General features: G+C 66.2%; 28 protein-coding genes and 1 tRNA gene. 21 read left to right on the forward strand and 8 right to left on the reverse strand.

The window, feature by feature from the left end:
- Window positions 1-26: 26 nt before the first annotated feature.
- The 3 genes from BN1313_RS06355 to BN1313_RS06365 all read left to right on the forward strand — a co-directional run bounded on the left by BN1313_RS06355 (window position 27) and on the right by BN1313_RS06365 (window position 1,762).
- The gene (locus BN1313_RS06355) at window positions 27-788 is read left to right on the forward strand and encodes an NAD-dependent epimerase/dehydratase family protein (protein WP_091737971.1); all 762 of its coding nucleotides are present in this window, start codon (window positions 27-29) and stop codon (window positions 786-788) included.
- Entirely contained in the window at window positions 788-1,597 is an 810-nt protein-coding gene (locus BN1313_RS06360) for a sugar phosphate isomerase/epimerase family protein (protein WP_091737974.1), read from the forward strand. The genes BN1313_RS06355 and BN1313_RS06360 overlap by 1 nt, the downstream gene beginning before the upstream one ends.
- Before the next feature lie 89 nt (window positions 1,598-1,686).
- Window positions 1,687-1,762, forward strand: a tRNA-Lys gene (locus BN1313_RS06365).
- Between the two features lie 167 nt (window positions 1,763-1,929).
- On the opposite strand, the gene BN1313_RS06370 is transcribed toward BN1313_RS06365, so the two are convergent.
- Both BN1313_RS06370 and gcvA read right to left on the reverse strand, forming a co-directional pair.
- A complete protein-coding gene (locus tag BN1313_RS06370; protein WP_091742423.1) occupies window positions 1,930-2,208 on the reverse strand; it encodes a chorismate mutase in 279 nt (92 codons plus the stop codon).
- Window positions 2,209-2,289: 81 nt separating this feature from the next.
- A complete protein-coding gene (gene gcvA, locus BN1313_RS06375; RefSeq protein WP_091742426.1) occupies window positions 2,290-3,258 on the reverse strand; it encodes a transcriptional regulator GcvA in 969 nt (322 codons plus the stop codon).
- 149 nt (window positions 3,259-3,407) lie between these two features.
- Here gcvA and cobA point away from each other — a divergent pair, with 149 nt between their 5' ends.
- From cobA to BN1313_RS06405, 6 genes are all read left to right on the forward strand, one after another.
- Window positions 3,408-4,271, forward strand: a complete 864-nt coding sequence (gene cobA, locus BN1313_RS06380) for a uroporphyrinogen-III C-methyltransferase (protein WP_091737977.1) — start codon at window positions 3,408-3,410, stop codon at window positions 4,269-4,271.
- A complete protein-coding gene (locus tag BN1313_RS06385) occupies window positions 4,268-4,627 on the forward strand; it encodes a DUF2849 domain-containing protein (protein ID WP_091737980.1) in 360 nt (119 codons plus the stop codon). Before cobA ends, BN1313_RS06385 begins: the two co-directional genes overlap by 4 nt.
- 7 nt (window positions 4,628-4,634) lie before the next feature.
- Entirely contained in the window at window positions 4,635-6,290 is a 1,656-nt protein-coding gene (locus BN1313_RS06390; RefSeq protein ID WP_091737983.1) for a nitrite/sulfite reductase, read from the forward strand.
- On the forward strand, window positions 6,274-6,774 hold the full coding sequence (locus tag BN1313_RS06395) for a DUF934 domain-containing protein (protein WP_091737986.1): 501 nt from the start codon (window positions 6,274-6,276) through the stop codon (window positions 6,772-6,774). Before BN1313_RS06390 ends, BN1313_RS06395 begins: the two co-directional genes overlap by 17 nt.
- A 77-nt stretch (window positions 6,775-6,851) precedes the next feature.
- Window positions 6,852-7,568, forward strand: coding sequence for a phosphoadenylyl-sulfate reductase (locus BN1313_RS06400; protein WP_091742429.1), 717 nt, complete (start codon window positions 6,852-6,854; stop codon window positions 7,566-7,568).
- Window positions 7,569-7,633: 65 nt separating this feature from the next.
- Complete coding sequence (locus BN1313_RS06405; protein WP_091737989.1) at window positions 7,634-8,449, forward strand: ferredoxin--NADP reductase; 816 nt, start codon at window positions 7,634-7,636, stop codon at window positions 8,447-8,449.
- Window positions 8,450-8,519: 70 nt separating this feature from the next.
- Here BN1313_RS06405 and BN1313_RS06410 read toward each other — a convergent pair whose 3' ends face one another.
- Window positions 8,520-9,002: a 3D domain-containing protein gene (locus BN1313_RS06410; protein WP_091737992.1), complete on the reverse strand. Its 483-nt coding sequence runs from the start codon at window positions 9,000-9,002 to the stop codon at window positions 8,520-8,522.
- 105 nt (window positions 9,003-9,107) lie between these two features.
- Here BN1313_RS06410 and BN1313_RS06415 point away from each other — a divergent pair, with 105 nt between their 5' ends.
- The 3 genes from BN1313_RS06415 to BN1313_RS06425 are packed head-to-tail and all read left to right on the forward strand — an operon-like array spanning window position 9,108 to window position 11,142.
- Window positions 9,108-9,686 (forward strand): glutathione S-transferase family protein, encoded by a 579-nt coding sequence (locus tag BN1313_RS06415; RefSeq protein WP_091737995.1) that lies wholly within the window; start codon window positions 9,108-9,110, stop codon window positions 9,684-9,686.
- Complete coding sequence (locus BN1313_RS06420) at window positions 9,683-10,696, forward strand: phospholipase C/P1 nuclease family protein (RefSeq protein ID WP_091737997.1); 1,014 nt, start codon at window positions 9,683-9,685, stop codon at window positions 10,694-10,696. Before BN1313_RS06415 ends, BN1313_RS06420 begins: the two co-directional genes overlap by 4 nt.
- Window positions 10,696-11,142 (forward strand): NUDIX domain-containing protein, encoded by a 447-nt coding sequence (locus BN1313_RS06425; RefSeq protein WP_091738000.1) that lies wholly within the window; start codon window positions 10,696-10,698, stop codon window positions 11,140-11,142. Before BN1313_RS06420 ends, BN1313_RS06425 begins: the two co-directional genes overlap by 1 nt.
- Here BN1313_RS06425 and BN1313_RS06430 read toward each other — a convergent pair.
- On the reverse strand, window positions 11,139-11,621 hold the full coding sequence (locus BN1313_RS06430; RefSeq protein ID WP_176695925.1) for a recombinase family protein: 483 nt from the start codon (window positions 11,619-11,621) through the stop codon (window positions 11,139-11,141). The genes BN1313_RS06425 and BN1313_RS06430 overlap by 4 nt on opposite strands.
- Window positions 11,622-11,767: 146 nt before the next feature.
- The gene (locus tag BN1313_RS06435; RefSeq protein WP_091738006.1) at window positions 11,768-12,319 is read right to left on the reverse strand and encodes a GNAT family N-acetyltransferase; all 552 of its coding nucleotides are present in this window, start codon (window positions 12,317-12,319) and stop codon (window positions 11,768-11,770) included.
- 24 nt (window positions 12,320-12,343) lie between these two features.
- Here BN1313_RS06435 and BN1313_RS06440 point away from each other — a divergent pair, with 24 nt between their 5' ends.
- Window positions 12,344-13,273 (forward strand): histone deacetylase family protein, encoded by a 930-nt coding sequence (locus BN1313_RS06440; RefSeq protein WP_091738010.1) that lies wholly within the window; start codon window positions 12,344-12,346, stop codon window positions 13,271-13,273.
- A gap of 58 nt (window positions 13,274-13,331) precedes the next feature.
- Window positions 13,332-13,925, forward strand: a complete 594-nt coding sequence (locus BN1313_RS06445; protein ID WP_245620116.1) for a histidine phosphatase family protein — start codon at window positions 13,332-13,334, stop codon at window positions 13,923-13,925.
- Here BN1313_RS06445 and BN1313_RS06450 read toward each other — a convergent pair.
- Together BN1313_RS06450 and BN1313_RS06455 are read right to left on the reverse strand one after the other, a co-directional pair.
- Window positions 13,922-14,137 (reverse strand): ribbon-helix-helix domain-containing protein, encoded by a 216-nt coding sequence (locus BN1313_RS06450; protein ID WP_091738012.1) that lies wholly within the window; start codon window positions 14,135-14,137, stop codon window positions 13,922-13,924. The genes BN1313_RS06445 and BN1313_RS06450 overlap by 4 nt on opposite strands.
- Window positions 14,134-14,307: a DUF4169 family protein gene (locus tag BN1313_RS06455; protein WP_091738015.1), complete on the reverse strand. Its 174-nt coding sequence runs from the start codon at window positions 14,305-14,307 to the stop codon at window positions 14,134-14,136. The genes BN1313_RS06450 and BN1313_RS06455 overlap by 4 nt, the downstream gene beginning before the upstream one ends.
- Before the next feature lie 87 nt (window positions 14,308-14,394).
- Between BN1313_RS06455 and BN1313_RS06460 the strand changes: the two genes are divergently transcribed.
- Window positions 14,395-14,631 (forward strand): DUF2171 domain-containing protein, encoded by a 237-nt coding sequence (locus BN1313_RS06460; RefSeq protein ID WP_091738018.1) that lies wholly within the window; start codon window positions 14,395-14,397, stop codon window positions 14,629-14,631.
- 103 nt (window positions 14,632-14,734) lie between these two features.
- Here BN1313_RS06460 and BN1313_RS06465 read toward each other — a convergent pair whose 3' ends face one another.
- Window positions 14,735-15,937: a pyridoxal phosphate-dependent aminotransferase gene (locus BN1313_RS06465; RefSeq protein WP_091738021.1), complete on the reverse strand. Its 1,203-nt coding sequence runs from the start codon at window positions 15,935-15,937 to the stop codon at window positions 14,735-14,737.
- Window positions 15,938-16,107: 170 nt separating this feature from the next.
- On the opposite strand from BN1313_RS06465, the gene BN1313_RS06470 reads away from it, so the two are divergent.
- The 6 genes from BN1313_RS06470 (at window position 16,108) to BN1313_RS06495 (ending at window position 22,413) form a co-directional block, all read left to right on the forward strand.
- Window positions 16,108-16,809 (forward strand): TVP38/TMEM64 family protein, encoded by a 702-nt coding sequence (locus BN1313_RS06470; protein ID WP_091738024.1) that lies wholly within the window; start codon window positions 16,108-16,110, stop codon window positions 16,807-16,809.
- A 192-nt stretch (window positions 16,810-17,001) separates the two neighbouring features.
- Window positions 17,002-18,582 carry a 2-isopropylmalate synthase gene (locus tag BN1313_RS06475; RefSeq protein WP_091738027.1) on the forward strand — a complete coding sequence of 527 codons (1,581 nt, stop codon included), beginning with the start codon at window positions 17,002-17,004 and terminating at the stop codon, window positions 18,580-18,582.
- A gap of 91 nt (window positions 18,583-18,673) precedes the next feature.
- On the forward strand, window positions 18,674-19,555 hold the full coding sequence (locus tag BN1313_RS06480; protein ID WP_091738030.1) for a DMT family transporter: 882 nt from the start codon (window positions 18,674-18,676) through the stop codon (window positions 19,553-19,555).
- Between the two features lie 132 nt (window positions 19,556-19,687).
- On the forward strand, window positions 19,688-20,731 hold the full coding sequence (locus BN1313_RS06485; protein WP_091738033.1) for a rod shape-determining protein: 1,044 nt from the start codon (window positions 19,688-19,690) through the stop codon (window positions 20,729-20,731).
- A 96-nt stretch (window positions 20,732-20,827) separates the two neighbouring features.
- On the forward strand, window positions 20,828-21,907 hold the full coding sequence (gene mreC / locus BN1313_RS06490; RefSeq protein WP_091738036.1) for a rod shape-determining protein MreC: 1,080 nt from the start codon (window positions 20,828-20,830) through the stop codon (window positions 21,905-21,907).
- 44 nt (window positions 21,908-21,951) lie between these two features.
- Window positions 21,952-22,413, forward strand: a complete 462-nt coding sequence (locus BN1313_RS06495; protein ID WP_091742435.1) for a hypothetical protein — start codon at window positions 21,952-21,954, stop codon at window positions 22,411-22,413.
- Window positions 22,414-22,425: the final 12 nt, after the last annotated feature.

Raw genomic sequence — 22,425 nt, forward strand, 5'->3', positions numbered from 1 at the left:
GCCAGGTGTTGGAGGGGATTTGGACTATGGACGCGCTCATCGGCCATACCGGTTTCGTCGGCTCGAACCTGGCGGCCCAGCGAACCTTCGAAGCCAATTTCAACTCCAAGACGATCGACCAGATTCAGGGACGCGAGTTCGACACCGTCGTCTGCGCCGGGGTCCAGGCCCAGAAATGGTGGGCGAACCAGAACCCCGAGGCGGACTGGGACGGCATCCAGGCCCTGATCGACCGGCTTTCGACCGTGACGGCCAAGCGCTTCGTCCTGATCTCGACGGTCGATGTCTTCCTGCCGCCCGTCGGCTTCACCGAACGCCAGACGGACATCGATGATCCAGGCCTGCACGCCTACGGCAAGAACCGCCTGCGACTCGAGGAATGGGTGGCCGACCACTTCGAGATGGCCAACATCGTGCGCCTGCCGGCGCTGTTCGGCCCCGGCCTGAAGAAGAACATCATCTTTGACCTGATGACCGACAACCAGGTCGAGAAGATCGTCCCGAACTCCAGCTTCCAGTGGTACGCGTTGAGTCGGCTCGGCGCCGACCTCGCCACCGTCGAGGCTCAGGGGATCGACCTGGTTCAACTGGTCCCCGAACCCCTGCCGACGCAGGAAATCCTCACGACCTTCTTCCCGGACGCCAAGGTCGCGGCCCCCGTCGAGCCGCCGCCGTCCTATGACCTGAAGACCGAGCACGCCGCGGCGTTCGGTGGCGCGAACGGCTACATCGCGTCGCGCGACAGCGTACTGGCTGAACTCGGCGACTATCTGAAGGGCGCCCGCTGATGAAACTGGGTGTCTCCAACCTCGCCTGGACCGCCGCCGAGGAAGACGCAGCGCTCGCCACCCTGGCGCGTTTCAACGTGAGCGGCCTGGAGGTCGCGCCGACCCGGATCGCGCCCTGGGCCGAGCTGAACGACGAAACCCTGGGCGCCTTCCGTGCACGGATGGCCGACCACGGCCTGACCATCAGTTCCATGCAGGCCATCACCTTCGGCTTGAATGACCTGGCCCTGTTCGGCGACGAGGCTTCCGTCGATCGTCTTGTTGAGCACATGGGCGTGGTCGCTGGCATCGGCGCCGCCCTGGGCGCCAAGGTCGCGGTCTTCGGCGCGCCGAAGATCCGCGACCGCGGCGACCTCGATGACGCGACGGCCGATGATTTGGCTGTGGAGCGGTTCCACCGGATCGCCGACGCCATGGCCGGCTCCGGTGTGGCGCTGGGCCTTGAGCCGGTGCCTCCCGCCTATGGCAACAATTTCAAGACCGATCCCGCCGCGGTCCACGCCTTCGTCAAGCGGGTGAACCGACCCGAGATCGTGCTGCACCTCGATACCGGCTGCGCCAAGCTCGGCGACGCCGACATCGGCGCGGCGGTGCGCGAGGGCGCCGGCGACATTCGCCACTTCCACATCGCAGAGCCGCATCTGGCGGGTTTCGAAGATCCGAAGTCCGACCACGCCGCCGCGGCCGCCGCCCTGCAGGATGTCGGGTACGAGCGCTGGACTGTCATCGAGATGCTGCCGGGCGAGGCGCCGCTGCAGCGCCTGGAAACGGCGCTCACAAAGGTGCGCGAAATCTATCCGTCGACGTGAAAGCTCCGCGCTTGCGGAGTGGATTAAACGAGGATAGGAGAACGCCTCCCTGAACGGGGCCTCCAATTGGGCCGCGCTTTCAGCCGGATGGGTGCATAGCTCAGTTGGTAGAGCAGCTGACTCTTAATCAGCGGGTCGTAGGTTCGAATCCTACTGCACCCACCATTATTTCAAAGACTTAGTGGTGGACGAGACGCCAGCCTAATTCGCCGGCGGGTCAGACTTTCAGCTGTCCGCAGCGCTCGCCCTGTCTCCGTCCGGGTTGTCGTGGAACAGATTCACGCCCATTCCCAAGGCGGCCAGCGACGGCGGGTCGTAGGTCTCCCAGCGGCTCAGCCGCCTTTGCGGATCCGATCCCACGCCACGAACTCATGGGCGATGCAGCGTTCGATCAGCTTGCGCCACACGGGCTCGGCGATGTCTTCGGAGAGACCCGCGGCGCGGGCGGCGGTCTTCACGCGGTCGACGACCTGCTCGATACGGGCGGCGTCATAGACGGCGTCGCGGTCCTGCTTGATGCGCGCGGCGGCCTCCATGTAGCCCTGGCGCTCGACCAGCAGGGTCACAAGGGCCCGGTCAATGGCGTCCACGCCTTGGCGGACGTCGATCATGGTCTGGCAATCGGCCGGCGCGGGACGCTCGTCGATGGTCACGGTGGTCACGTGGAAACTCTCAGGTCTGGTGGCAGGAGCTTAGATGCCGGCGCCGTTGTCGATGGCGGCGAGCGCGGCTTCGTGCGCTGCGGCCTCGGCCTCGATCCAGCCGATGAAGGCCTTCACCTGAGGCAGTCGCGCCTTGGCGCGAGAATGGACGAGGTAGTAGGCGAAGTCCACCGCGGTGGCGATCTGCAGCGGGGCCACGAGCCGTCCCGCGTCCAGGTCCGCCTGAGCCAGCGTTCGCTTGGCGAGCGCCACGCCGCGGCCGTTCACAGCGGCTTCGATCACAAGGCTGGACTGGTTGAAGCGCGGCCCACGCATGCCGTCGATCTCACGCATCCCCCGCGCAGCCAGCCACATCGCCCAGTCGGGGCAGGAATCGTCGGTTTCCGGCGATCCGTCGTGCAGCAGCACATGGTTGGCCAGATCCTGCGGTGTCTCCAGCGGTTGGCCGGCGAGCAACTGCGGACTGATCACGGGGATCACCATCTCGCCCAGCAGGCGTTGGACTTCGAGGCCCGGATAACGACCTGCGCCATAGCGGATGGCCAGGTCCACCTCGCCGGAGTCCAGGTCCAGGAGCTCGATCCCGGCTGACAGCCAGACTTCAACGTGGGGATTGGCCTGTTCGAAGGCGCCAAGACGAGGCACCAGCCACTTGGCGGCGAAAGACGGGGCGGCGGTTAGCGTAAGGCGCCTGCCGTCGACCGCGGCGGTCAGCAGGGCCGCGGCCTCGGCCAGCCGGTCGAAAGCCTCGCGCAAGGCGGGCAGGGCGGTTTGCGCGGCGTCGGTCAGCAGCAGGCCCTTGGGCGTGCGCTTGAAGAGGGCGGCGCCGACGTAGTCCTCGAGGTTGAGGATCTGCTGGCTCACCGCGCCAGGCGTGACCGACAACTCGTCGGCGGCGCGGCTGAAATTCAAGTGTCGGGCGGCTGTTTCGAACGCGCGCAGCGCGTTCAGCGGCGGAAGCCTTCGTCGTTGGCTTCCAGAAGCGGTCGGACGGTCCATCTTGTAGAAGAAATCCTGAAAGCCCGGGCAGAAGTCCTTGGCTTGCGAATTGGCGTCTAAAGCACCTATTTGCAAGCCTTCTCAGTGTCGCCGCCGGTTTGCGACTCCCGCGGCCAACTGCAGCGTCATTATAGAGAAGCTTGAATTTGATGTCCCCACGTTCCCACCCCTCGAAGCGCGCCGACCAGCTGGTCGTGCTGGGTCAGGCGACCCCGCGCGCGCCGGGTGAGGTGTGGCTGGTTGGAGCGGGTCCGGGTGATCCCGACCTCCTGACTGTGAAGGCTGTGAAGGCCCTCGCCCTGGCTGACGTCGTCGTCCACGACGGCCTGGTGTCCGAAGACATCCTCGCCCTGGCGCCGGCCGGCGCGCGCAAGCTCTCGGTCGCCAAGCGCAAGTCGCGCCACGCCTACGCTCAGGACGAGATCAACCGCATGCTGGTCGCTTTCGCGCGCGACGGCTTGACGGTCGTGCGGCTGAAGGGTGGAGACCCCTTCATCTTCGGCCGTGGCGGCGAAGAACTCGAGGCTTGCCGCGCCGCGGCGATTGTCTGCCACGTCGTTCCGGGCGTCACCGCGGCCCTGGCTGCGGCGGCCTCGGCCGGGGCGCCCTTGACGCATCGTGGGTCGGCCCAGGCTGTCACCTTCGTCACAGGTCACGCCGCCGCAGGCCTCGGGCCCGACGGCCAGGCGCGCTGGGGCGAACCGGCGCTCGACTGGGAGAGCCTCGCCAAGACCAACCAGACGCTGGTTGTCTACATGGGCCTGAGCGCCGCGCCGGCTGTGGCCGCGCGCCTGATCGCGGCGGGCCGAGAAGCTGCGACCCCGGCTCTGGTCGTCGAAAACGCCTCGCGGCGCGACGAGCGGCGCATCGCCACCACGCTCGGCCGCTTGGCCGCCGACATCGCTGGCCTGTCCGGCCCGGCCCTGCTGATGATCGGCGAAGCCATGGCGCTCGCCGATGTCGGTGCGACCGTCGACGCCCAACCTGTTTTTGCTCTGGAGGCCCGCGCATGAAGGCGCTGACCGCAAATCGCCTGATCGACGGCGAAGTCGTGTTCTGGAAATCAGGCGCCTGGGTCGAGCAGTTCGGCGACGCCCAGCTGTTCGACGACGACGCCGAGGCTGAGACCGCCGAGGCTCATGGTAAGGCCCAGCCCACCATGGTGGTCGACGCATACCTGATCGACTTGACCGATTCAGAGGGCCTCTGGGCGCCGGTCAGCTACCGTGAACGCATCCGCGCGCTGGGCCCGACCAATCATACTGACCATGGCAAGCAGACCCTTGGCGGCGCGGCCGTCGAGGCTCTGCAGCACGCCCACGGCGCCGCCCGCTCTTCGGGCCGCGTCAACCTGATCAAGCGGAAGTAAGCGGCTGATGTACCAGTATGACGCTATCGATAAGGCCATCCTCGCCGACCGATCCGCGGAGTTCCGCGAGCAGGTGGCCCGCCGCCTCGCCGGCGAGATCAGCGAAGACCAGTTCAAGTCGCTGCGGCTGATGAACGGCCTCTACCTGCAACTGCATGCCTATATGCTGCGGGTGGCCATCCCCTATGGGTCGCTGAACTCGGCTCAACTGCGCAAGCTCGCCTGGATCGGCCAGACCTACGACAAGGGCTACGGCCACTTCACCACGCGCACGAACCTGCAGTTCCACTGGATCAAGCTGGCCGATGCGCCGGACATCCTGGACCACCTGGCCAGCGTCGACATGCACGCCATCCAGACCAGCGGCAATTGCATCCGCAACACCACCGCTGACCCCTTCGCCGGCGCGACGGCCGAGGAAGTCGACGACCCGCGCGTCTGGGCCGAGGCGATCCGCCAGTGGTCGACCCTGCATCCGGAATATTCGTTCCTCCCGCGCAAGTTCAAGATCGCCATCACCGGCGCCGACAAGGACCGTGCGGCGGTGAAAGTTCACGACATCGGCCTGCTGCTGAAGCGGGCGGACGATGGCGGTCTCGGCTTTGAGGTCCTGGTTGGCGGCGGCCTTGGCCGCACGCCCTTCGTCGGCGTCTCGATCAACAGGTTTCTGCCGGCCAGCCGGCTGTTCTCGTATCTCGACGCGATCCTGCGCGTCTACAATCGCCACGGCCGGCGCGATAACATCTACAAGGCCCGCATCAAGATCCTGGTGTCAGCCCTGGGCGCCGAGGAGTTCTCGCGCCAGGTCGACGAAGAGTGGGCCAAGGTGGGCGAGACCGCCGACCTGCCGGACACCGAACTCGCCCGCATCCGCGGCGCCTTCGCCGGCGCGCCCTTCGAGACCCTGCCAGCTCGTTCCGAAGTCTTCGAAGCCGCCAAGGCGTCGGATCCGGCCTTCGCCCGCTTCGTCCGCAACAACGTCAAGGCGCACAAGAAGCCTGGCTATGCGATCGTCGAAGTTTCGCTGAAAGGCATCGGTGAAACGCCGGGCGATGCGACGTCGGCGCAGATGGAGATCATCGCCGATCTGGCTGAGAGCTACGGGCGCGACGATATCCGCGTGACCCACGAGCAGAACCTTGTCCTGCCGCATGTGAAGCTTGACGACCTGCCGGCGGTGCACGCCGGCCTGGCGGCCGCCGGCGTCGCCACGCCTAACATCGGCCTGGTCACCGACATCATCGCCTGCCCGGGGCTGGACTACTGCGCCCTGGCCAATGCGCGGGCGATCCCGATCGCCCAGCACATCGCCGAGAAGTTTTCCGACCAGGACCGCGCGGAAAACGTCGGCGAGTTGAAGATCAAGATCAGCGGCTGCATCAACGCCTGCGGCCACCACCACGTCGGCCACATCGGCATCCTGGGCGTCGATAAGAAGGGCGAGGAGTTCTACCAGCTCACCCTGGGCGGCTCGGGCGCCGAGGACGCGGCGGTGGGCCAGATCCTCGGCCCGGCCATCCCTTATGAGCGGGTCGCCGACGCGGTCGACACCCTGGTCGAGGTCTATCTGCGCGAACGGCGGGGCGAAGAGCGATTCCTCGACACCTTCCGGCGCGCCGGCGTCGCACCGTTCAAGGAGGCTGTCTATGCCGACGCGAATTAAGCTCACGGACGGCGTCTTCACCCTTGAGGACGACCCGTTCACGGCCGTGCTTGACGATGAGCCTGTGCCCCAGGGCGATGTGATCATTTCGCTCGCGCGCTTCCAGGCTGAGGGCGAGCGCTTGCTGGCGGAGGGCCGTTCCATCGGCGTTCGCATTGAGAGCAACGAGGCTGTTGAGACCCTTGCCTACGACCTGCCGCGCATCGCGGTGGTGGCGTTGGTCTTCCCGAAGTATCGCGACGGCCGCAACTACACTTCGGCGCACCTGCTGCGTGAACGGCTGGGCTTCAAGGGCGAGATCCGCGCGGTGGGCGAAGTGTTGCGCGAACAGGCGGGCTTCATGGCCCGCTGCGGCGTCGACGCTTTCGTGGTCGCCGACGGTTCGACAGCGGAAGAGTGGGCGAGGGCGGTCGCGCGCCACCGCCACGTCTATCAGCGCGCCGCTGACAGCCGCGCGCCGGCTTTTGCAGAACGGGGGTCGTGAGCATGGCCTACGACAACGCCCATCAGGCGACGGCAGATTCTGAGGCGAACGTCGCGGCCTCCTCTGAACTCGATCCCATGGCCGTTCTGGCCGCCCGGCTGAACGCCGAGCTCCGGCACGCTGAGCCGGGCGTGATCATCGCTGCGGCGATCCGGACCTTCGGCCGCAAGTTGGCGCTCGTTTCGTCTTTTGGCGCAGAGTCGGCGGTGTTGCTGCACTTGGCGGCCCAGGTCGACGCGAATATCCCCGTGTTGTTCCTGGATACTGGCATGCACTTCGGCCAGACGCTGGACTATCGCAAGAACCTGGCCTCGGCGCTTGGCCTCACGAACGTGCGCGACCTGCGTCCGGCCTTCGAGGACCTGGCCATCAGGGATCCGAAGGCGACGCTATGGCAGACCGACGTCGATGGCTGCTGCCATATTCGTAAGGTCCTGCCGCTGGACCGCGCCGTGGCAGGCTTCGACGCCTGGATCACCGGCCGCAAGCGCTTCCAAGCCTCCACGCGTATGAGTCTGCCGGTGGTCGAGTACGCCGAGGGCAAGTTGAAATTCAATCCCCTGGCCAACTGGGGCCCGGAACAGCTGGCGGCCTATGTCGAGGCTAACGCCTTGCCGGCGCACCCGCTGGTCGCTCAAGGCTACCCGTCGATTGGCTGCTGGCCGTGCACCAAACCGGTGGAAGCGGGCGCCGACGCCCGATCAGGGCGCTGGCAGGGCCTGGAAAAAACCGAATGCGGCATCCATCTTGCCCACACGCCCGGTGAAGCCGCCAATGTCGGCGGCGATATCTGACATCCTGACTTGAGAACCGGTCGCAGGTGGTTTCCTGCAACCGTTTTTGCCTCTAAAGCGAGCCCATGACCGAAGCTTCCATCGCGCCCGCCCCCTTGAAGGCCAGCGGGGCCTTCTACGTCGAGACCGTGACCTGGGTTCAGCATTGGACCGACAGCCTGTTCTCGTTCCGCACGACCCGCGACCCGGGCCTGCGCTTCTCGTCCGGCCAGTTCGTCATGGTCGGCCTGATGAAAGAGGACGGAAAGCCGCTGGTCCGCGCCTATTCGATCGCCAGCCCGGCTTGGCACGAGGAATTGGAGTTCTATTCGATCAAGGTGCCGGACGGCCCCCTAACCTCGCGCCTGCAGAAGATTCAGGTCGGTGACCAGGTGCTGATCGGTCGCAAGCCCACCGGCACCCTCGTGCTCGACGGCCTGAAGCCCGGTAAGCGGCTCTACATGCTGGGCACGGGCACGGGCCTGGCGCCCTGGCTGTCGCTGGCCCGCGACCCGGAAGTCTATGAGCGCTTCGACGAGGTCATAGTCACCCACACGGTGCGCGAGATCGCCGACCTCAACTATCGCGAGCTGCTTGGCCACGAGCTCAACAACGACGAGATCCTGGGCGAATTGATCGACGGCAAGCTGCGCTACTATCCCAGCGTCACCCGCGAGGAATTCGTCAACAAGGGGCGGATCACCGACCTGATCACTTCAGGAAAGCTGTTCGCCGACCTGGGCGTGCCGGAGCCGGACCCCGCGGTCGATCGTTTCATGATGTGCGGCGGCCCCTCGGTGCTCGCCGATCTGAAGCAGATCCTGCTGGATCGCGGCTACGAAGAAGGCTCGCTCGCCAGCCCTGGCGACTTCGTCCTCGAGAAGGCTTTCGTCGAGACCTGACGCGGCGGGCGGCGCGTGAGGCTACACGGGGTGGCGCAATCCTGGCTCTCTGTCGGCTGGGGCCGCCGACCTAGGCCGGCGGGCATCCCTTGAAGTCGCCGACCTTCACCGCGCTTAGCTTGGCCATGTTGATCGCGGTCATCGGCTGCATGGAGCGCGCGCCGGAGCCGGTGAACAGGTCGATCCGCTCGCCCTTGATCGCGCCGCCGATGTCGGAGGCGTACCAGTAGCCGTCGTGCTTGCCGCCATCGGGCATAGGCAGGCCGACCGTTTCCTTGATGAACAGAATGGAGCGGCGCGGGATCAGGTTGCGGTCCACGGCTACGGTCCGCATCGCCACGACTTTGCAGCCTAGCGAGTCCAGGGCGCCCACGCCCTTGGCGCCCGCATGATAGAGGGTGGCTCGCAGATTCCACCCAGGCACGCCTGGGATGGCGCCCGTGACGACCGACATGATCAGATCGCCTAACGGGTCTTCATTTGCAGCTTGCGCGGAGCTTGCCCCGAGGGCGAACACCGCAAAAGCGGCCAGGGCGGCGAGGCGGCGTCGCATTGACGGCGTCCTCCTTCGTCGTTGAACTGGTGATGGGGTTTGTATCCGGAGTCTGCGCGCGCGGCAACACGCAGCGCCCGTGGGGCGGGAACACCGGGGGGCAGGATGAAGGTTTATGGCGATTCAATCTCGGGCAACTGCCTGAAGGTGAAATGGACGGCGGAGCTTCTCGGCCGACCGTTCGAATGGATCGAAACCGATATCACTAAGGGGGAAAGCCGCACGTCGGCGTTCCTGGCGATCAATCCAGCGGGGCAGGTGCCCACGGTCGTCTTTGACGATGGCCGTACGCTGGCCCAGTCCAACGCCATCATGTTGCACCTGGCGGAGGGATCGGCCTTGATCCCCGCTGACGCCTACGACCGTGCCCGCATGCTTGAGTGGATGTTCTGGGAGCAGTACAGCCACGAGCCGTACGTCGCCGTCGCGCGCTTCAAGGTCGTCTATGAGGGCCTGCCTGTCGCCGATCTTGAGCCGCGCCTGATCGAGCGCAGCCATGCGGCTTTCGTACGCCTGGAAACCGGCCTCGCCGACCGCCCCTACCTGGTCGGCGACCATCTCAGTCTCGCCGATGTCGCACTCGTGGCCTACACTCGGGTCGCCCACGAAGCCGGCTTCGATCTGGCCCAGTATCCACGCGTGAAGACCTGGGTGACGCGCGTCGAGGAGGCCCTTGGCCTATGAGATCAAAGGTTCTGACGGCCGCGGCCGCCGCGCTGGCGCTTTCCACGGCGCCGGCCCAGGCCCTGGCGTGGGGTGCTGAAGGCCACCGGATGATCGGCGTCCTGGCCACCCAGGCGCTCCCGGCCGAGCTGCCGGCCTTTCTGCGTCGCGCCAGCGTCGATGTCGGTGAGCTGTCGCGTGAGCCAGACCGTTCGCGCGGCGCGGGCAAGCTGCACGATACCGACCGCGACGCCGCGCACTTCGTCGACATTGACGACAACGGGACGGCTTTGGGCGGACCAACGCTCGCGACCATGCCGCCTTTGCGCTCGGATTATGAGAAGGCCCTGCAGGCCGCAGGCGAAAACAGCTGGAGCGCCGGCTACCTCCCCTACGCCATTCTTGACCGCTACCAGCAACTGACCCAGGAGTTCGCTTACTGGCGGGTCCTTCGGGCCGCGGAAGGCCATCGCGCGTGGCGGGCCAATCGCGCCTGGTTCCGCGCCGATCGCATCCGCCGCGAAGCCTTGATCTTGCGCACGATGGGTGAGCTGTCGCACTTCGTCGGCGACGGCTCCCAGCCGTTGCATGTCACCTCGCACTACAATGGCTGGGGTGATGGCCCCAACCCTGAGGGCTTCACCAAGGCGCGGATCCACTCGAATTTCGAAGGCGAGTTCGTCGCGGCGAATGTCCGGGCCGCCGCCGTTCGTTCGGCAATGCCGCCGCCGACCGCGCCAACGGACCAAGCGATCGAGGGCCGGGTCGCGATCTACCTGCAGACGACCAACAGTTTCGTGGCGCCGCTCTATGCATTGGAGAAGGCTGGCGGTTTCGCGGCGGGAGACGCGCGCGGCGCCGAGTTTGTCACCGGCCGCATGGCCGTTGGCGCAGCCGCGCTGCGCGATCTCGTGACCCTGGCCTGGGCGCAAAGCCTGAACAACAAGGTTGGCTGGAAGCCGCCGGTTGCGGTCGGCGATGTGGTCTCTGGGAAGATCAATCCTTATCCGGTGCTCTACGGTACGGATTAATGGTGGGTCCCCAGTTTGGCGCGCCCGTTGATGGCCTGATCTACGCCGACCGACCGGCGGCCTTCGGTCTTGCGGTCAAGAACGGCCTGATCGCGCTCGTCGAGGTCAAGAAGCCGCGGCAGGCGGCCTGGGTCGATCTGCCGGGCGGCGCGATCGATGGCGATGAGACCGCGCAAACCGCTGTCGAGCGCGAATTTGGGGAGGAGACGGGCCTCCTGGTGGCGGCTGATGAGCCTTTCGCCTTCGCTGACCAGCGCTTCCGGAACACTGATGGAGCAGCCTTTAATAACCGCGGCGTATTCTTTCAGGTCGAGGTTCACGGCGAGGATGCGGGTCTTAAGATCGAGGTCGACCACACCCTGATCTGGTTGAGGCCGGAAGCGGCCTTGCGTCGCCTGCGCCACGAGGCTCACGCCTGGGCAGTGACCGCCTGGATGCGTCTCTAGGCGTCGGCCCTCAGCTTGCGCCACACGGTCATCCGCGACACGCCCAGGCGGCGCGCGATTTCCACCGGGCCGACGCCGGCGCGTTGAAGTTCGCGAATTTCGCTGGCCGGCGCACGGCGGCGCGCACTGAACGCCGGTTCCGCCGACGCCAGCACCTGCAGCACCGCCAGCATGGCGCGGCCCTCTGCGTCAGCGTTGCTCACGCCTTCTTTCAGCGCCTCGACCGTGGCGCCGCGGCTATCCAGTCGCCGCAGCACGTCAAGCATGGCGTGTGCGGAGCGGCCCAGGCTGGCCAGGCGCGCCACCACCAGCTGGTCGCCTTCGCCGATGAAATCCAGGATGGAATCCAGCGCCGCGGTCTCGTCCTGGCAGCCGTCCGGCTCCTCGGCGCGAACCACGTGACAGCCCGCCGCCTTCAGCGTCGCGGTGTCCTCAGCGGAGGCTGCATCGCGCAGCCTGACGTAACCAATACGCAGCATCCCCGTCGCCTTCGAGAAACTCGGCATCGGCACACCCGACTGCGAACGTTTGTCAAACGCAGGGCTCTGCGCCAAGGGGGCGACAGGTTAAATCTCCGCAATAATTTTCCAAAACCGCATGATCTGACGGTCTTGTGAAGCTCGGATCACGCGGCGCCGCGCGCGATGTTAGAAAAACTCTCCGCACGTCGCCTAAGGATGAATTCGCGATCGATGCTCGTTCCGACCTGGAATCCATACTCGCCAACCTTTTCAAATCCGGCGCGTGCGTAGAAGCGCTGCGCCCCGAAGTTTTCGGACCAGACACCGATCCAGACATCGCGCGAGCCGCCCCTCTGCAACCAGTCGATTGCTGTGTTGAACAATCGTCCGCCAACGCCGGCGCCTTGTGCGGCGGGGTGGAGATAGATCCTCTTGAGCTCTCCGCATTGGGCGGTGACCTCGTCATGGGGCAGGGCGCATGGTCCCGCCAGGGCGTAGCCTACGGCCGCGCCGCCCTGTTCAGCCAGCCATACCGCTTGCGCGGGATCTGCAAGGTCGGCGAGGGCGCGGGCCACGCCGTGGCTGCGCGCCAGAAACGCGGTCAAGTCTCGCGGTGCGTAGAGGTGGCCGAACGTCAGTTGAAAGGTTTCGGCGCCAATTTCCGCGACGACCTGGGCGTCTTCGGCGCTGGCGCGGCGCAGCGTGATGTCGCTCATCGCGGTTCCGATCTAGGGTAGGGCATGGACGTCGCCCTCTACACCCATCGCGACATGCTGGACCATCGCCCCGGCTACGGCCACCCAGAGCGCCCCGAGCGGCTGTCTGCGGTGCTGGGCGCCCTGGCCGATGCGTCCGACCTGTCGCTCCTTGAATGCAGTGCGCCCCTTGTTGAGCGCGCTCAACTCGCCGCCCTGCACCCGGCGGATTATCTTGATCAGATCGAGCAGGTGGCGCCGGGTCGCGACGCCGTGCAAATCGACCCCGACACCTGGATGTCCAGCGGCAGCCTGGCGGCGGCGCGTCGCGCGGCGGGCGCTGTGTTGGAGGCTGTGCGATCGGTCGCAGCGGGCGAGGCTGATCGCGCGTTCTGCGCCGTGCGTCCGCCGGGGCATCACGCCGAGCCTGAAGGCTCCATGGGCTTTTGCATTTACTCAAACGTCGCCCTGGGCGCCCAAGCCGCGCGAGCAGCGGGGTTTAAGCGTGTCGCGGTGGTCGATTTCGATGTCCATCACGGCAACGGCACGCAGGCTGCCCTGTCCGGCCAGGACGGGCTGTTCTTCGCCTCGATCCAGCAGTGGCCGATGTGGCCGGGCACGGGGCACCCGTCTCAGCCAACGCCCGCCAATGTGGCCAACGCCGTGGTCGCGGCCGGCGCGCCGGCGTCTGCTTGGCGCAAGGCCTTCGATGGCCTGATGGGCCGCATCGACGCCTTCCAGCCGGACCTGATCCTCGTGTCCGCTGGCTTCGACGCCCACCAGCATGATCCCCTGGGCGGCGGCGGCGGCCAGGATCTTGAGGAGGAGGACTTCGCTTGGGCCACGCGGGCGATCATGGAGATCGCGCGGCGGCACGCCGCCGGCCGGGTGGTTTCATCCCTTGAGGGCGGCTACGACCTGCGGGCGCTGGGTCAATCGGCGCTTGCGCACGTCAGGGCGCTGTCGGAAACCTGAGCCTCAACGGAATCGCCGTAACCTCGGCGCCCGAGAACACATCATCGATGGCCCGCACTTGACTGAAAGCCTTGCTTCCCGACCGGGCGCCATCATCCTGGCGCGGCACGGCGAGCCGGCGATTTCGCGCAAGGTGATCCTCACTGCCTCCGAATACGCGCGTTTCTGGGCGGACTACGAGACTCGTGGGCTTCTGTCGGGCCAGAGCCCGCCGCCGCTTCTGACGTCCAGCGCCGCCGGCGCCGGCGTCATGATCTCTTCGATCCGCCCGCGCGCGATCGAAAGCGCCCTGGCGGTGGACGCCACCCGCGATTTTGCGCGCGAACCAATTCTGATCGAAGCGCCGCTTCCCCCGCCGCCTTTCCCCCCTTGGGTCCGTCTCTCGCCGAAGATCTGGGGCTTCCTATCCAGGTTCTGGTGGTGGTTCTTCAACCACCACGCCGGCCAGGAGAGCCGCGTTCAGGCTGAGGCCCGCGCCGACCAGGCGGCGCAGATGCTGATCGCCCGCGCCGAGGCAGGACAGGACGTGGTGGTCCTGGCCCATGGCTTCTTCAACTTCATGATCGGCCGCGCGCTCAAGGGCCGGGGCTGGCGCATGACGGCCAGCGAAGGCTTCCGATACTGGTCGACTCGCCGCTTCGAACTCGACTAGTTCTTCGCGAAATTGAGCGCCGCGATCCGGCAGGCCGACGCTAGTGGGCGCTCTCCACGATTGCGATCCAGGCCGGCGACAAGAGCCGAAAGACTTTGTCCGCGACGACCAGCCTCGGCCTCCAGCACCGCCCAGAATTCCGGCTCGAGCGCGATGGAGGTCGCGTGACCGGCGAGCGAGAGAGATCGCTTCTTCAGGCCGCCGGCGCTCATTCGCGCTTCTTGCCTTCGAGGTCGCGCGCGGCGCGCTCCGTCTCGGCCTGCGCCCTTGACCGGTCTGCCTTGCCCAGCCCGAACCTGGCGCGGTTCTCGACCGCCCTAGACTTGGCCTGCGCCTTATCGCGCGCCTTGCGGGCACGGTTCAGATTGATCGGCTCGGCCAAAGGTCGCCTCCAGTTTCGTAGCTCGGCTGTTGAAACCCTAGCGCAGGTCGCGGGTTTTCCCGGTCCAACCGAAATGGAGACGGAAAGATGATCCAATCCTCGGAAATTCGCGAGCACATGGAAGTTGTGGGTTCTGACGGCGGCCACGTCGGCCGGGTCGACCACCTGAAGGGCTCCGAGATCGAACTGGCCAAGTTCGACTTCGGCGGCGGCCTGAAGCACCACATGATTCCGGTCAGTTGGATTGATTACGTGGAGGACGACAAGCTCGTGCTTGATCGTTCGGAAGATGCGGCCAAGTCCCAGTGGAGCGAAAAGCACTAAGGGACCTGATCGAGGCTCCGCTTGGTCATTGACCAAGCTGGAGCGGGCAGGAGGCGCGGCCGCCGCAAGGTGACCGCGCCTTCGCGCGTTTAGTCCTCCGTCCTCAGGCGACGGAGGCGCAGAAGCGCTGAATGCGCTGGCAGGCGTCTTCCAGTGTGCTGTTGGCGGTCGCGTAGCTGATGCGGAAATGCGGGGCCAGGCCGAAGGCCGTGCCCGCCACAACCGCCACGCCCTCGGCCTCCAGCAACTCGTTGCAGAAGTCCATGTCAGAGGTGATCACCTTGCCGCTCGGGGCCGTCTTGCCGATCAGCCCTTCGCAGGACGGATAGACATAGAAGGCGCCTTCCGGCGTCGGGCATTGGATGCCGTGAGCCTGGTTCAGCATCGAAACAACGAGGTCGCGGCGCTCTTGGAACAGCTTCGCGTTCGGCTTGATGAAGTCCTGCGGGCCGTTCAGCGCCTCGACAGCCGCCCATTGCGAGATCGAGCAGGCGTTGGACGTCGTCTGGCTCATGACCTTGGCCATCAGCTTGATCAGTTCTTCCGGGCCCGCCGCATAGCCGATCCGCCAGCCGGTCATGGCGTAGGCCTTGGAGACCCCGTTCATGGTCAAGGTGCGGTCGTAGAGGCCAGGTTCGATCTGGGCGGGCGTGGTGAACTCGAAGTCGTCGAACACCAGATGCTCATACATGTCGTCCGTCAGGATCCAGACCTGCGGGTGACGCATCAGCACATCGGTGATCGCCTTCAGCTCGGCGCGGGTGTAGGCGGCGCCTGAAGGGTTCGACGGCGAGTTCAGCAGGATCCAACGCGTGCGCGGGGTGATCGCTTCTTCCAACTTCTCCGGCTGGATCTTGAAGCCCGTGGCCGCGCTGGTCGGCAACGCCTTGGGCGTGCCGCCGGCCATGGCGACGATGTCCCAATAGCTGACCCAGTACGGCGTCGGCACGATGACTTCGTCGCCGGGGTTCAGGGTCGCCAGCATGGCGTTCCAGATCACCGGCTTGCCGCCAGGCGCGATGTTCACCTGGCTGGGCTTGTACTTCAGGCCGTTCTCGCGCTCGAACTTGTCGGCGACCGCCTGCTTCAGCTCGGCGATGCCATCGACGTTCGTGTACTTGGTCTTGCCATCCATAATCGCCTTGATCGCCGCTTCCTTGATGTTCTGCGGCGTATCGAAGTCCGGCTCGCCAGCGGCGAGACCGATCACATTGCGGCCGGCCGCCTTCAGGTCACGCGCTTTCTGATCCGCCGCCAGGGTGGCGGAGGGCTTCACGCGGGCGAGGGCGTCGGATTGCAGCGACATGGCTAGCAGGCTCCCGATGGGGGTTGATAAGGCGCGCGCGGTTTAGCCCAAGCTGCAGGTCGCGGGAACCCGCCCGGTGGGTTTTAGGGCGCCGTTTTCGACACAGCCGGAAAATGCCGGTCTGAACGTGGCTTGACCGCCACGCGCGGAACGGCGACCTCACGCTCCTTATGCGCCGGCTACTTGCGTTCCTGACCAACCTCGACGCCCAGGCGTGGCGCGCGCTCCTGGTGTCGTTCGTCCTGTTCGGCGGCGTAGGCGTCGTATTCCTGTTTGGCGCCCAGGTGTTGGGCTTCAACGGCGAAGCGACGGTCGAACAGTGGCTCGGCGCGGCGTCCGGTCCGTGGTCGCTGCCCGTCGCCATCGTGGCCTTCGCCGCCCTGGCCTTCATCGGCGTGCCTCAGTTTATGCTCATCGCCGCCGCCGTCGTCGCTTTCGGCCCGTGGCTCGGTTTCGCGTACAGCTGGATTGGCACGTTGGTCTCCGCCCTGATCGGCTTCATCCTGGGCCGGACAGCGGGCGAGCGGGCGTTGCAGCGGTTCTCAGGCGACGGTGTGCGACGCTTCTTGGCCCTGGTCGGCCGCAACGGCTTCCTGGCCAGCTTCATTGTGCGATTAGCGCCATCAGCGCCCTTCATTGTCGTCAACATGGCCGCGGGCGTCACCCCGATGCGCGCCCGGGATTTCGTCTCTGGGACGGCGCTGGGCATCATCCCCAAGATCGCGCTGACGGCTTTCGCCGGGAACTCCATCGCTCGCATGTTCCGCGGCGAGGCGGGGCCGGACGCCCTGTGGCTCGCGCTGGCCGCAGCCGCCTGGATCGTCATCGCCTGGTGCGCGGCGCGTTGGCTGAAGGCTCGCTCCCGCGACTGACGCCTTGCGAGACGAGGCGGATTTGGCTATCTCCAAGGCCATGTGCGCGATCCGCGATAGCCTGCTTCTTCTTCCGCTGGGGCTTAGCCGCCCCTGGGCGCCTCTCCAGGCTGCGTGACTTCGCGGCCGGGCGTTCAGGGGACTCTAACGTCACCCACGCCTGCGCCAACCCCGCGAAGAAAGTCACCTTAGATGCCTCAAGCTCCTGAACCCGTCTCTCGCAACGAGAGCGAACGCGTCATCATCTTCGACACCACCATGCGCGACGGCGAGCAATCGCCAGGCGCGTCGATGTCTCTGGAAGAGAAGCTGGAGCTTTCGAAGATCCTCGAGGACATGCGCGTCGACGTCATCGAGGCCGGCTTCCCCATCGCCTCCAAGGGCGACTTCGACGCCGTCAACCAGATCGCCCAGATCGTCACCGAAAGCGTCGTCTGCGGCCTGGCCCGCGCCAGCCAGGGCGACATCGAGCGCGCCGGCGAAGCTCTGCGCCCCGCCAAGCGCAGCCGCATTCACACCTTCATCTCCACCAGCCCGGTCCACATGAAGTGGAAGCTGCAGATGGAGCCGGAGCAGGTGCTGGATATGGTGGCCCGTTCGGTCGCCCACGCCCGCAACTGGACCGACGATGTCGAATGGTCGGCCGAGGACGCCACCCGCACGGAGCGGGACTTCCTGCGCCGCTGCGTCCAGGCGGCTATCAAGTCCGGCGCCACGACGATCAACATCCCCGACACGGTAGGCTACACTTACCCCAGCGAGTACGCCGACATCTTCCGCGACCTGATCGAGAACGTGCCGGGCGCCGACGGCGTCATCTTCTCGACCCACTGCCACAACGACCTGGGCCTGGCGGTCGCCAACAGCCTCGCCGGCGTGCAGGGCGGCGCGCGCCAGATCGAGTGCGCCATGAACGGCATCGGCGAGCGGGCCGGCAACGCGGCCCTGGAAGAGGTCGTCATGGCCCTGAAGGTCCGCGGCGACCGCCTGCAGCGCTACACCAACATCGACTCCACCCAGATCACCCGCGCCAGCCGCTACGTTTCAGCGATCACTGGCTTCCCTGTCCAATACAACAAGGCCATCGTCGGCAAGAACGCCTTCGCTCACGAGAGCGGCATCCACCAGGACGGGATGCTGAAGAACGCCGAGACCTACGAAATCATGAAGCCGGAAGATGTGGGGCAGGGCGCCACGAATCTGGTGATGGGCAAGCACTCGGGCCGCCACGCCTTCCGCGAAAAGTTGAAGTCGTTGGGCTACGACCTGGGCCAGAACGCGTTAAACGACGCCTTCGGCCGATTCAAGGACCTGGCTGACCGCAAGAAGCACGTCTACGACGACGACATCATCGCCCTCGTGGACGACGCCCTGGCCTCGGGCGCGGACCGCATCCAGGTGAAGTCCTTGCGTGTCATCGCGGGCACCGAAGGCCCCCAGGAAGCCGAACTGACGGTCATCATCGACGGCGTCGACCGCTCTTCGACCGCGACCGGCGACGGCCCAGTCGACGCGGTGTTCAACGCAATCCAACAGGTCGCGCCGCACAACGCCATGCTGCGTCTGTTCCAGGTGCACGCCGTGACTGAAGGAACGGACGCTCAGGCCCAGGTCTCGGTCCGCCTGGAGGAAGATGGCCGCATCGCCACCGGCCAGGCCGCCGACACCGACACGCTCACCGCCTCGGCCAAAGCCTATATCAATGCGCTGAACAACCTCTTTGCGCGCAAGGAAAAGACCGCCCCCGGCGGTCGGGTCGCCACCCGCTTCTAACCCGCGTGATCGGTCGGATTGATTTTGACCGATCAGCCTTGCCTCGCAGACAACGGAGCGCGTAACCCCGCATCGGGGAGCGCGACTGGACATGCTCTGGATACTTCTGACCGTGGCTGCGGCGCCCTTGCTGGTCGCCCGCAACGCCATGCAGCGCACGATCGCCGGCGATGGCGGTCCTTGGGGCGCGACGCTCGTGCGTTTTCTGTTCGGCTTGCCGTTAGCGCTGGTGATCTTCGGCGCCGTCGCCCTGCTGACCCCGGACGCGACGCCGCATGTCTCGCCAAAGTTCTTCATGACGGTCAGCGCGGGCGCCATGGCGCAGATGTGCGCAACCGCATTTCTCTTGGCGTCGATGCGACGCTCGGGCTTCGCCGTCGCCACAATGGTGCAGCAGTGCGCGTTGCCGCTCTCGGCGATCATCGGCTGGCTGGCCTTGGGCGATAATCTGAGTCTGCAGGGTTGGATGGGCATCGCGCTCGCCACCCTTGGCGTGACGGTGCTCTCTTGGCCCAAGGCCGATGCGGCCAAGGGGTCGACCTTGGGTATCGCATTCGGCGTGGGCGCGGGGTTCTGCTTCGCCGTCAGCCTGAATGCGTTCCGTCAGGCGGGTCTCAGCCTGGATCCAGCCCACCCGATCTATGCCGGCTCGGCGTCGGTTTGCGTTGCGCAGGCGGTGCAATCCATTGTGCTGGGCGGGGCGCTGGCCATCTTGCGGCCGCACGTCCTGATCGCCGTGGTCAAGGCCTGGCGGCCGTCGCTGTTCGCCGGCCTGTTCGGCTCTCTGGCGTCCGCCTGCTGGTTTGCGGCGTTGACGATGGCGCCGGCTGGCGCGGTCCGCGCCGTAGGCGTCATCGAGACCCCCATCGCGGCGGCGGCCGGCCACAGGCTGTTCCGCGAGCGGCTGTCGCTACGTCAAATGATCGGTGGTCTGCTGACGGCGGCGGGCGTCGTCGCCACCGCGCTCGGCTGATCGGGCCCGTCCGACAGCCGGCGTCTTCGAGGTGTTCGCATAAGGCCTTGAAATCACCATGGGGTCGGGGCACAGCTTCGTGCTCTCCGGAAAGCCGCTGCAAAGCCTTCGCCCCCAGCTCCAGGGCCCTAAATGTTCTCATCCCTCTTCGGCGCGATCTCGAACGATATCGCCATCGATCTCGGAACGGCCAACACCCTTATCTATATGAAAGGGAAGGGCATCGTGCTGAACGAGCCCTCCGTCGTGGCGTTGCGCAATATCGGCGGACGCAAGATCGTCCATGCCGTTGGCGTCGACGCCAAGCAGATGCTGGGGCGCACGCCTGGCCACATGGAGGCGATCCGCCCCATGCGCGATGGGGTCATCGCCGACTTCGAAGTCGCCGAAGAGATGATCAAATATTTCATCCGCAAGGTTCACAACCGTAAGGGCTTCGTGAACCCCAAGGTCATCATCTGCGTGCCGTCGGGCGCGACCGCCGTCGAACGTCGGGCCATTAATGATTCCTGCCTGAACGCCGGTGGCCGTCGCGTCGGCCTGATCGACGAGCCCATGGCCGCCGCGATCGGCGCGGGCCTGCCGATCCATGAGCCGACCGGCTCGATGGTCGTCGACATCGGCGGCGGCACCACAGAAGTGGCCGTCCTGTCGCTCTCCGGCATCGTCTATTCCCGCTCGGTCCGCGTCGGCGGCGACAAGATGGACGAGGCGATCATCAGCTACATGCGCCGTAACCATAACCTGCTGATCGGCGAGACCACCGCCGAGCGCATCAAGAAGGAAATTGGCACCGCTCGCGCGCCGGCCGATGGCGAGGGCCTGGCCATCGAGGTCAAGGGCCGCGACCTGATGCAGGGCGTGCCGCGCGAAGTGCGTATCAGCGAGAAGCAGGCGGCGGACGCCCTGGCCGAGCCTGTTGGCCAGATCGTCGAAGCCGTGAAGATGGCGCTGGAAGCCACGCCGCCGGAGCTGGCCTCCGACATCGCTGACAAGGGGATCATGCTGACGGGCGGCGGGGCTCTGTTGCGCGGCCTCGACGCCGAAATCCGTGATCACACCGGCTTGCCGGTGACCGTGGCCGATGACCCGCTCTCGTGCGTGGCGTTGGGCTGTGGCAAGGTGCTGGAACATCCGAAGTGGATGAAGGGCGTCCTGGAATCCACTCTGGCTTAACCAGCTTGGCCTTAAAGACGAGTGTGATCGGCGGCTAAAGCCGCCGCCAAGTCCCTAGACGGGCGGCGGGGGCTCCGCTGGAGGCGATACAAGTCAGTGTCCTTGAGGGGCAGTCCGCTCGGTGAACTGAAGGTGCCGCTCACCTGGACGGCCGCCGTGGCTGTCGTCGTGGCGGCCATAGCCGGCGTCGTGTTGCTGGTCAGCGACCGTTATGACCCCGACGTAAGCGGGGCCTACGGCCAAGCGCGGGAGATGGCCGACACGGCCATCAAGCCCGTCGGGCAAACGCTGACCGCGCCGGTGCGCTGGGTCGGTGGCGGCTTCGCCCGGATCGGCGATTACCTTTTCGCAGGATCACAAAACCGCAAGCTCAAGGCCGAGCTTGTCGAGGCGCGTCAGTGGCGCGACGTCGCCCTGGCCCTGCGCGACACCAATGAGCGGTACAGGTCGTTGCTCGGTCTTCGGACCGATCCGCCGATCCCGATGGTCGCCGCCCGTGTCGTCACGGACTCTCGGGGGCCCTTCGCCAATACCAGGATCGCCAACGCCGGCGCCGAAGCCGGCGTGAAGTCCGGCAACCCGGTGATGAGCGAAACAGGCCTCGTAGGGCGCGTGATCGGCGTGGCGCCGGGCGCCAGTCGGATCCTGCTTTTGACCGATGTGGCCTCCCGCACACCGGTAATGATCGATCGGACCAATGCGCGCGCCATCCTCACCGGCGACGGCGGCGGGGCGCCGCGGCTCGACTATATGCGCGGCCAGAACCCGGTGAAGAATGGCGACCGTGTCGTCACCTCCGGCGATGGCGGCGTCTTTCCGCGCGGCCTGCCGGTCGGCGTCGCCGTGCGCGGCCTCGACGGACGCTGGCGGGTGGAGTTGGCGGCTGACCGTACGCCCATCGACTATGTGAAAATACTGCTGTTCGTCGACTTTACGCAACTAGCCGACCAGGCTGCGCTGGCCCGCGCCAACTTACCGCCGCCGACGTTGGGCGGCGCAGCCCCAACCGTCACCGCCCAGTTGCCGCCACAGCCCGCCCAGCCACGGCCAACGCCGCGTCCGCGGCCACAGCCGCTGCCCCCCCCTTCGTCCGCGCCACCTCATGTCCGGCCCGCCCCGCCGCCGGCGACTGCGCCGCCCGCGCCGACGCTTGATGTTGAAGAGCCGATCTTTTGAGTCCGGCCCGCGGCCTGAATCCTTGGCTCTGGATTGGCGCGCCAATGCTGCAAGTCTTGGCTGCGACGGCGCTGTTCGCCATCCCGCTCCGTATCTTCGGCCTTCAAGCGCCAGAGCCGGTGTTCGCCATGGCGCCCGCCTTCGCGTGGGCGGCGATCCGGCCGTCCATCATCGCGCCGTTCGCCGTGCTAGGCCTTGGCTTGGCGCTCGACTACTTGTGGGGAGGCCCGCAGGGGCTGTGGAGTCTCTGCCTGCTCCTGACCTATGCCCTGGCTCTGTCGGGACGCAACATGTTGGCCGGGCAGGGACGGATGGCGATGTTCGTCTGGTACGCCGCGCTCACCGCACTGTCATTCTCCATGGGGTGGTTGATCATCGCCCTTATGACCGGAACGGCGCCGACGTTGATGGGTCTTGGCCTGCAGTTCCTGGCGACCATCGCCCTTTATCCCTTCGCCCAACGTCTGATCGATCTGTTCGAAGACGCTGACGTCCGGTTCAGGTAAGGTCTGACTTAA

The sequence above is a fragment of the Phenylobacterium immobile (ATCC 35973) genome (genome assembly GCF_001375595.1).
GTDB lineage: Bacteria > Pseudomonadota > Alphaproteobacteria > Caulobacterales > Caulobacteraceae > Phenylobacterium > Phenylobacterium immobile.

What these genes read in the sequence shown, in the direction of transcription:
- BN1313_RS06355 (WP_091737971.1), top strand. Translation starts at nt 27, where the DNA reads ATGGACGCGCTCATCGGCCATACCGGTTTCGTCGGCTCGAACCTGGCG.
- BN1313_RS06360 (WP_091737974.1), top strand. Translation starts at nt 788, where the DNA reads ATGAAACTGGGTGTCTCCAACCTCGCCTGGACCGCCGCCGAGGAAGAC.
- BN1313_RS06370 (WP_091742423.1), bottom strand. Translation starts at nt 2,208, where the DNA reads ATGATCGACGTCCGCCAAGGCGTGGACGCCATTGACCGGGCCCTTGTG.
- gcvA (WP_091742426.1), bottom strand. Translation starts at nt 3,258, where the DNA reads ATGGACCGTCCGACCGCTTCTGGAAGCCAACGACGAAGGCTTCCGCCG.
- cobA (WP_091737977.1), top strand. Translation starts at nt 3,408, where the DNA reads ATGTCCCCACGTTCCCACCCCTCGAAGCGCGCCGACCAGCTGGTCGTG.
- BN1313_RS06385 (WP_091737980.1), top strand. Translation starts at nt 4,268, where the DNA reads ATGAAGGCGCTGACCGCAAATCGCCTGATCGACGGCGAAGTCGTGTTC.
- BN1313_RS06390 (WP_091737983.1), top strand. Translation starts at nt 4,635, where the DNA reads ATGTACCAGTATGACGCTATCGATAAGGCCATCCTCGCCGACCGATCC.
- BN1313_RS06395 (WP_091737986.1), top strand. Translation starts at nt 6,274, where the DNA reads ATGCCGACGCGAATTAAGCTCACGGACGGCGTCTTCACCCTTGAGGAC.
- BN1313_RS06400 (WP_091742429.1), top strand. Translation starts at nt 6,852, where the DNA reads ATGGCCGTTCTGGCCGCCCGGCTGAACGCCGAGCTCCGGCACGCTGAG.
- BN1313_RS06405 (WP_091737989.1), top strand. Translation starts at nt 7,634, where the DNA reads ATGACCGAAGCTTCCATCGCGCCCGCCCCCTTGAAGGCCAGCGGGGCC.
- BN1313_RS06410 (WP_091737992.1), bottom strand. Translation starts at nt 9,002, where the DNA reads ATGCGACGCCGCCTCGCCGCCCTGGCCGCTTTTGCGGTGTTCGCCCTC.
- BN1313_RS06415 (WP_091737995.1), top strand. Translation starts at nt 9,108, where the DNA reads ATGAAGGTTTATGGCGATTCAATCTCGGGCAACTGCCTGAAGGTGAAA.
- BN1313_RS06420 (WP_091737997.1), top strand. Translation starts at nt 9,683, where the DNA reads ATGAGATCAAAGGTTCTGACGGCCGCGGCCGCCGCGCTGGCGCTTTCC.
- BN1313_RS06425 (WP_091738000.1), top strand. Translation starts at nt 10,696, where the DNA reads ATGGTGGGTCCCCAGTTTGGCGCGCCCGTTGATGGCCTGATCTACGCC.
- BN1313_RS06430 (WP_176695925.1), bottom strand. Translation starts at nt 11,621, where the DNA reads ATGCTGCGTATTGGTTACGTCAGGCTGCGCGATGCAGCCTCCGCTGAG.
- BN1313_RS06435 (WP_091738006.1), bottom strand. Translation starts at nt 12,319, where the DNA reads ATGAGCGACATCACGCTGCGCCGCGCCAGCGCCGAAGACGCCCAGGTC.
- BN1313_RS06440 (WP_091738010.1), top strand. Translation starts at nt 12,344, where the DNA reads ATGGACGTCGCCCTCTACACCCATCGCGACATGCTGGACCATCGCCCC.
- BN1313_RS06450 (WP_091738012.1), bottom strand. Translation starts at nt 14,137, where the DNA reads ATGAGCGCCGGCGGCCTGAAGAAGCGATCTCTCTCGCTCGCCGGTCAC.
- BN1313_RS06460 (WP_091738018.1), top strand. Translation starts at nt 14,395, where the DNA reads ATGATCCAATCCTCGGAAATTCGCGAGCACATGGAAGTTGTGGGTTCT.
- BN1313_RS06465 (WP_091738021.1), bottom strand. Translation starts at nt 15,937, where the DNA reads ATGTCGCTGCAATCCGACGCCCTCGCCCGCGTGAAGCCCTCCGCCACC.
- BN1313_RS06470 (WP_091738024.1), top strand. Translation starts at nt 16,108, where the DNA reads ATGCGCCGGCTACTTGCGTTCCTGACCAACCTCGACGCCCAGGCGTGG.
- BN1313_RS06475 (WP_091738027.1), top strand. Translation starts at nt 17,002, where the DNA reads ATGCCTCAAGCTCCTGAACCCGTCTCTCGCAACGAGAGCGAACGCGTC.
- BN1313_RS06480 (WP_091738030.1), top strand. Translation starts at nt 18,674, where the DNA reads ATGCTCTGGATACTTCTGACCGTGGCTGCGGCGCCCTTGCTGGTCGCC.
- BN1313_RS06485 (WP_091738033.1), top strand. Translation starts at nt 19,688, where the DNA reads ATGTTCTCATCCCTCTTCGGCGCGATCTCGAACGATATCGCCATCGAT.
- BN1313_RS06495 (WP_091742435.1), top strand. Translation starts at nt 21,952, where the DNA reads ATGCTGCAAGTCTTGGCTGCGACGGCGCTGTTCGCCATCCCGCTCCGT.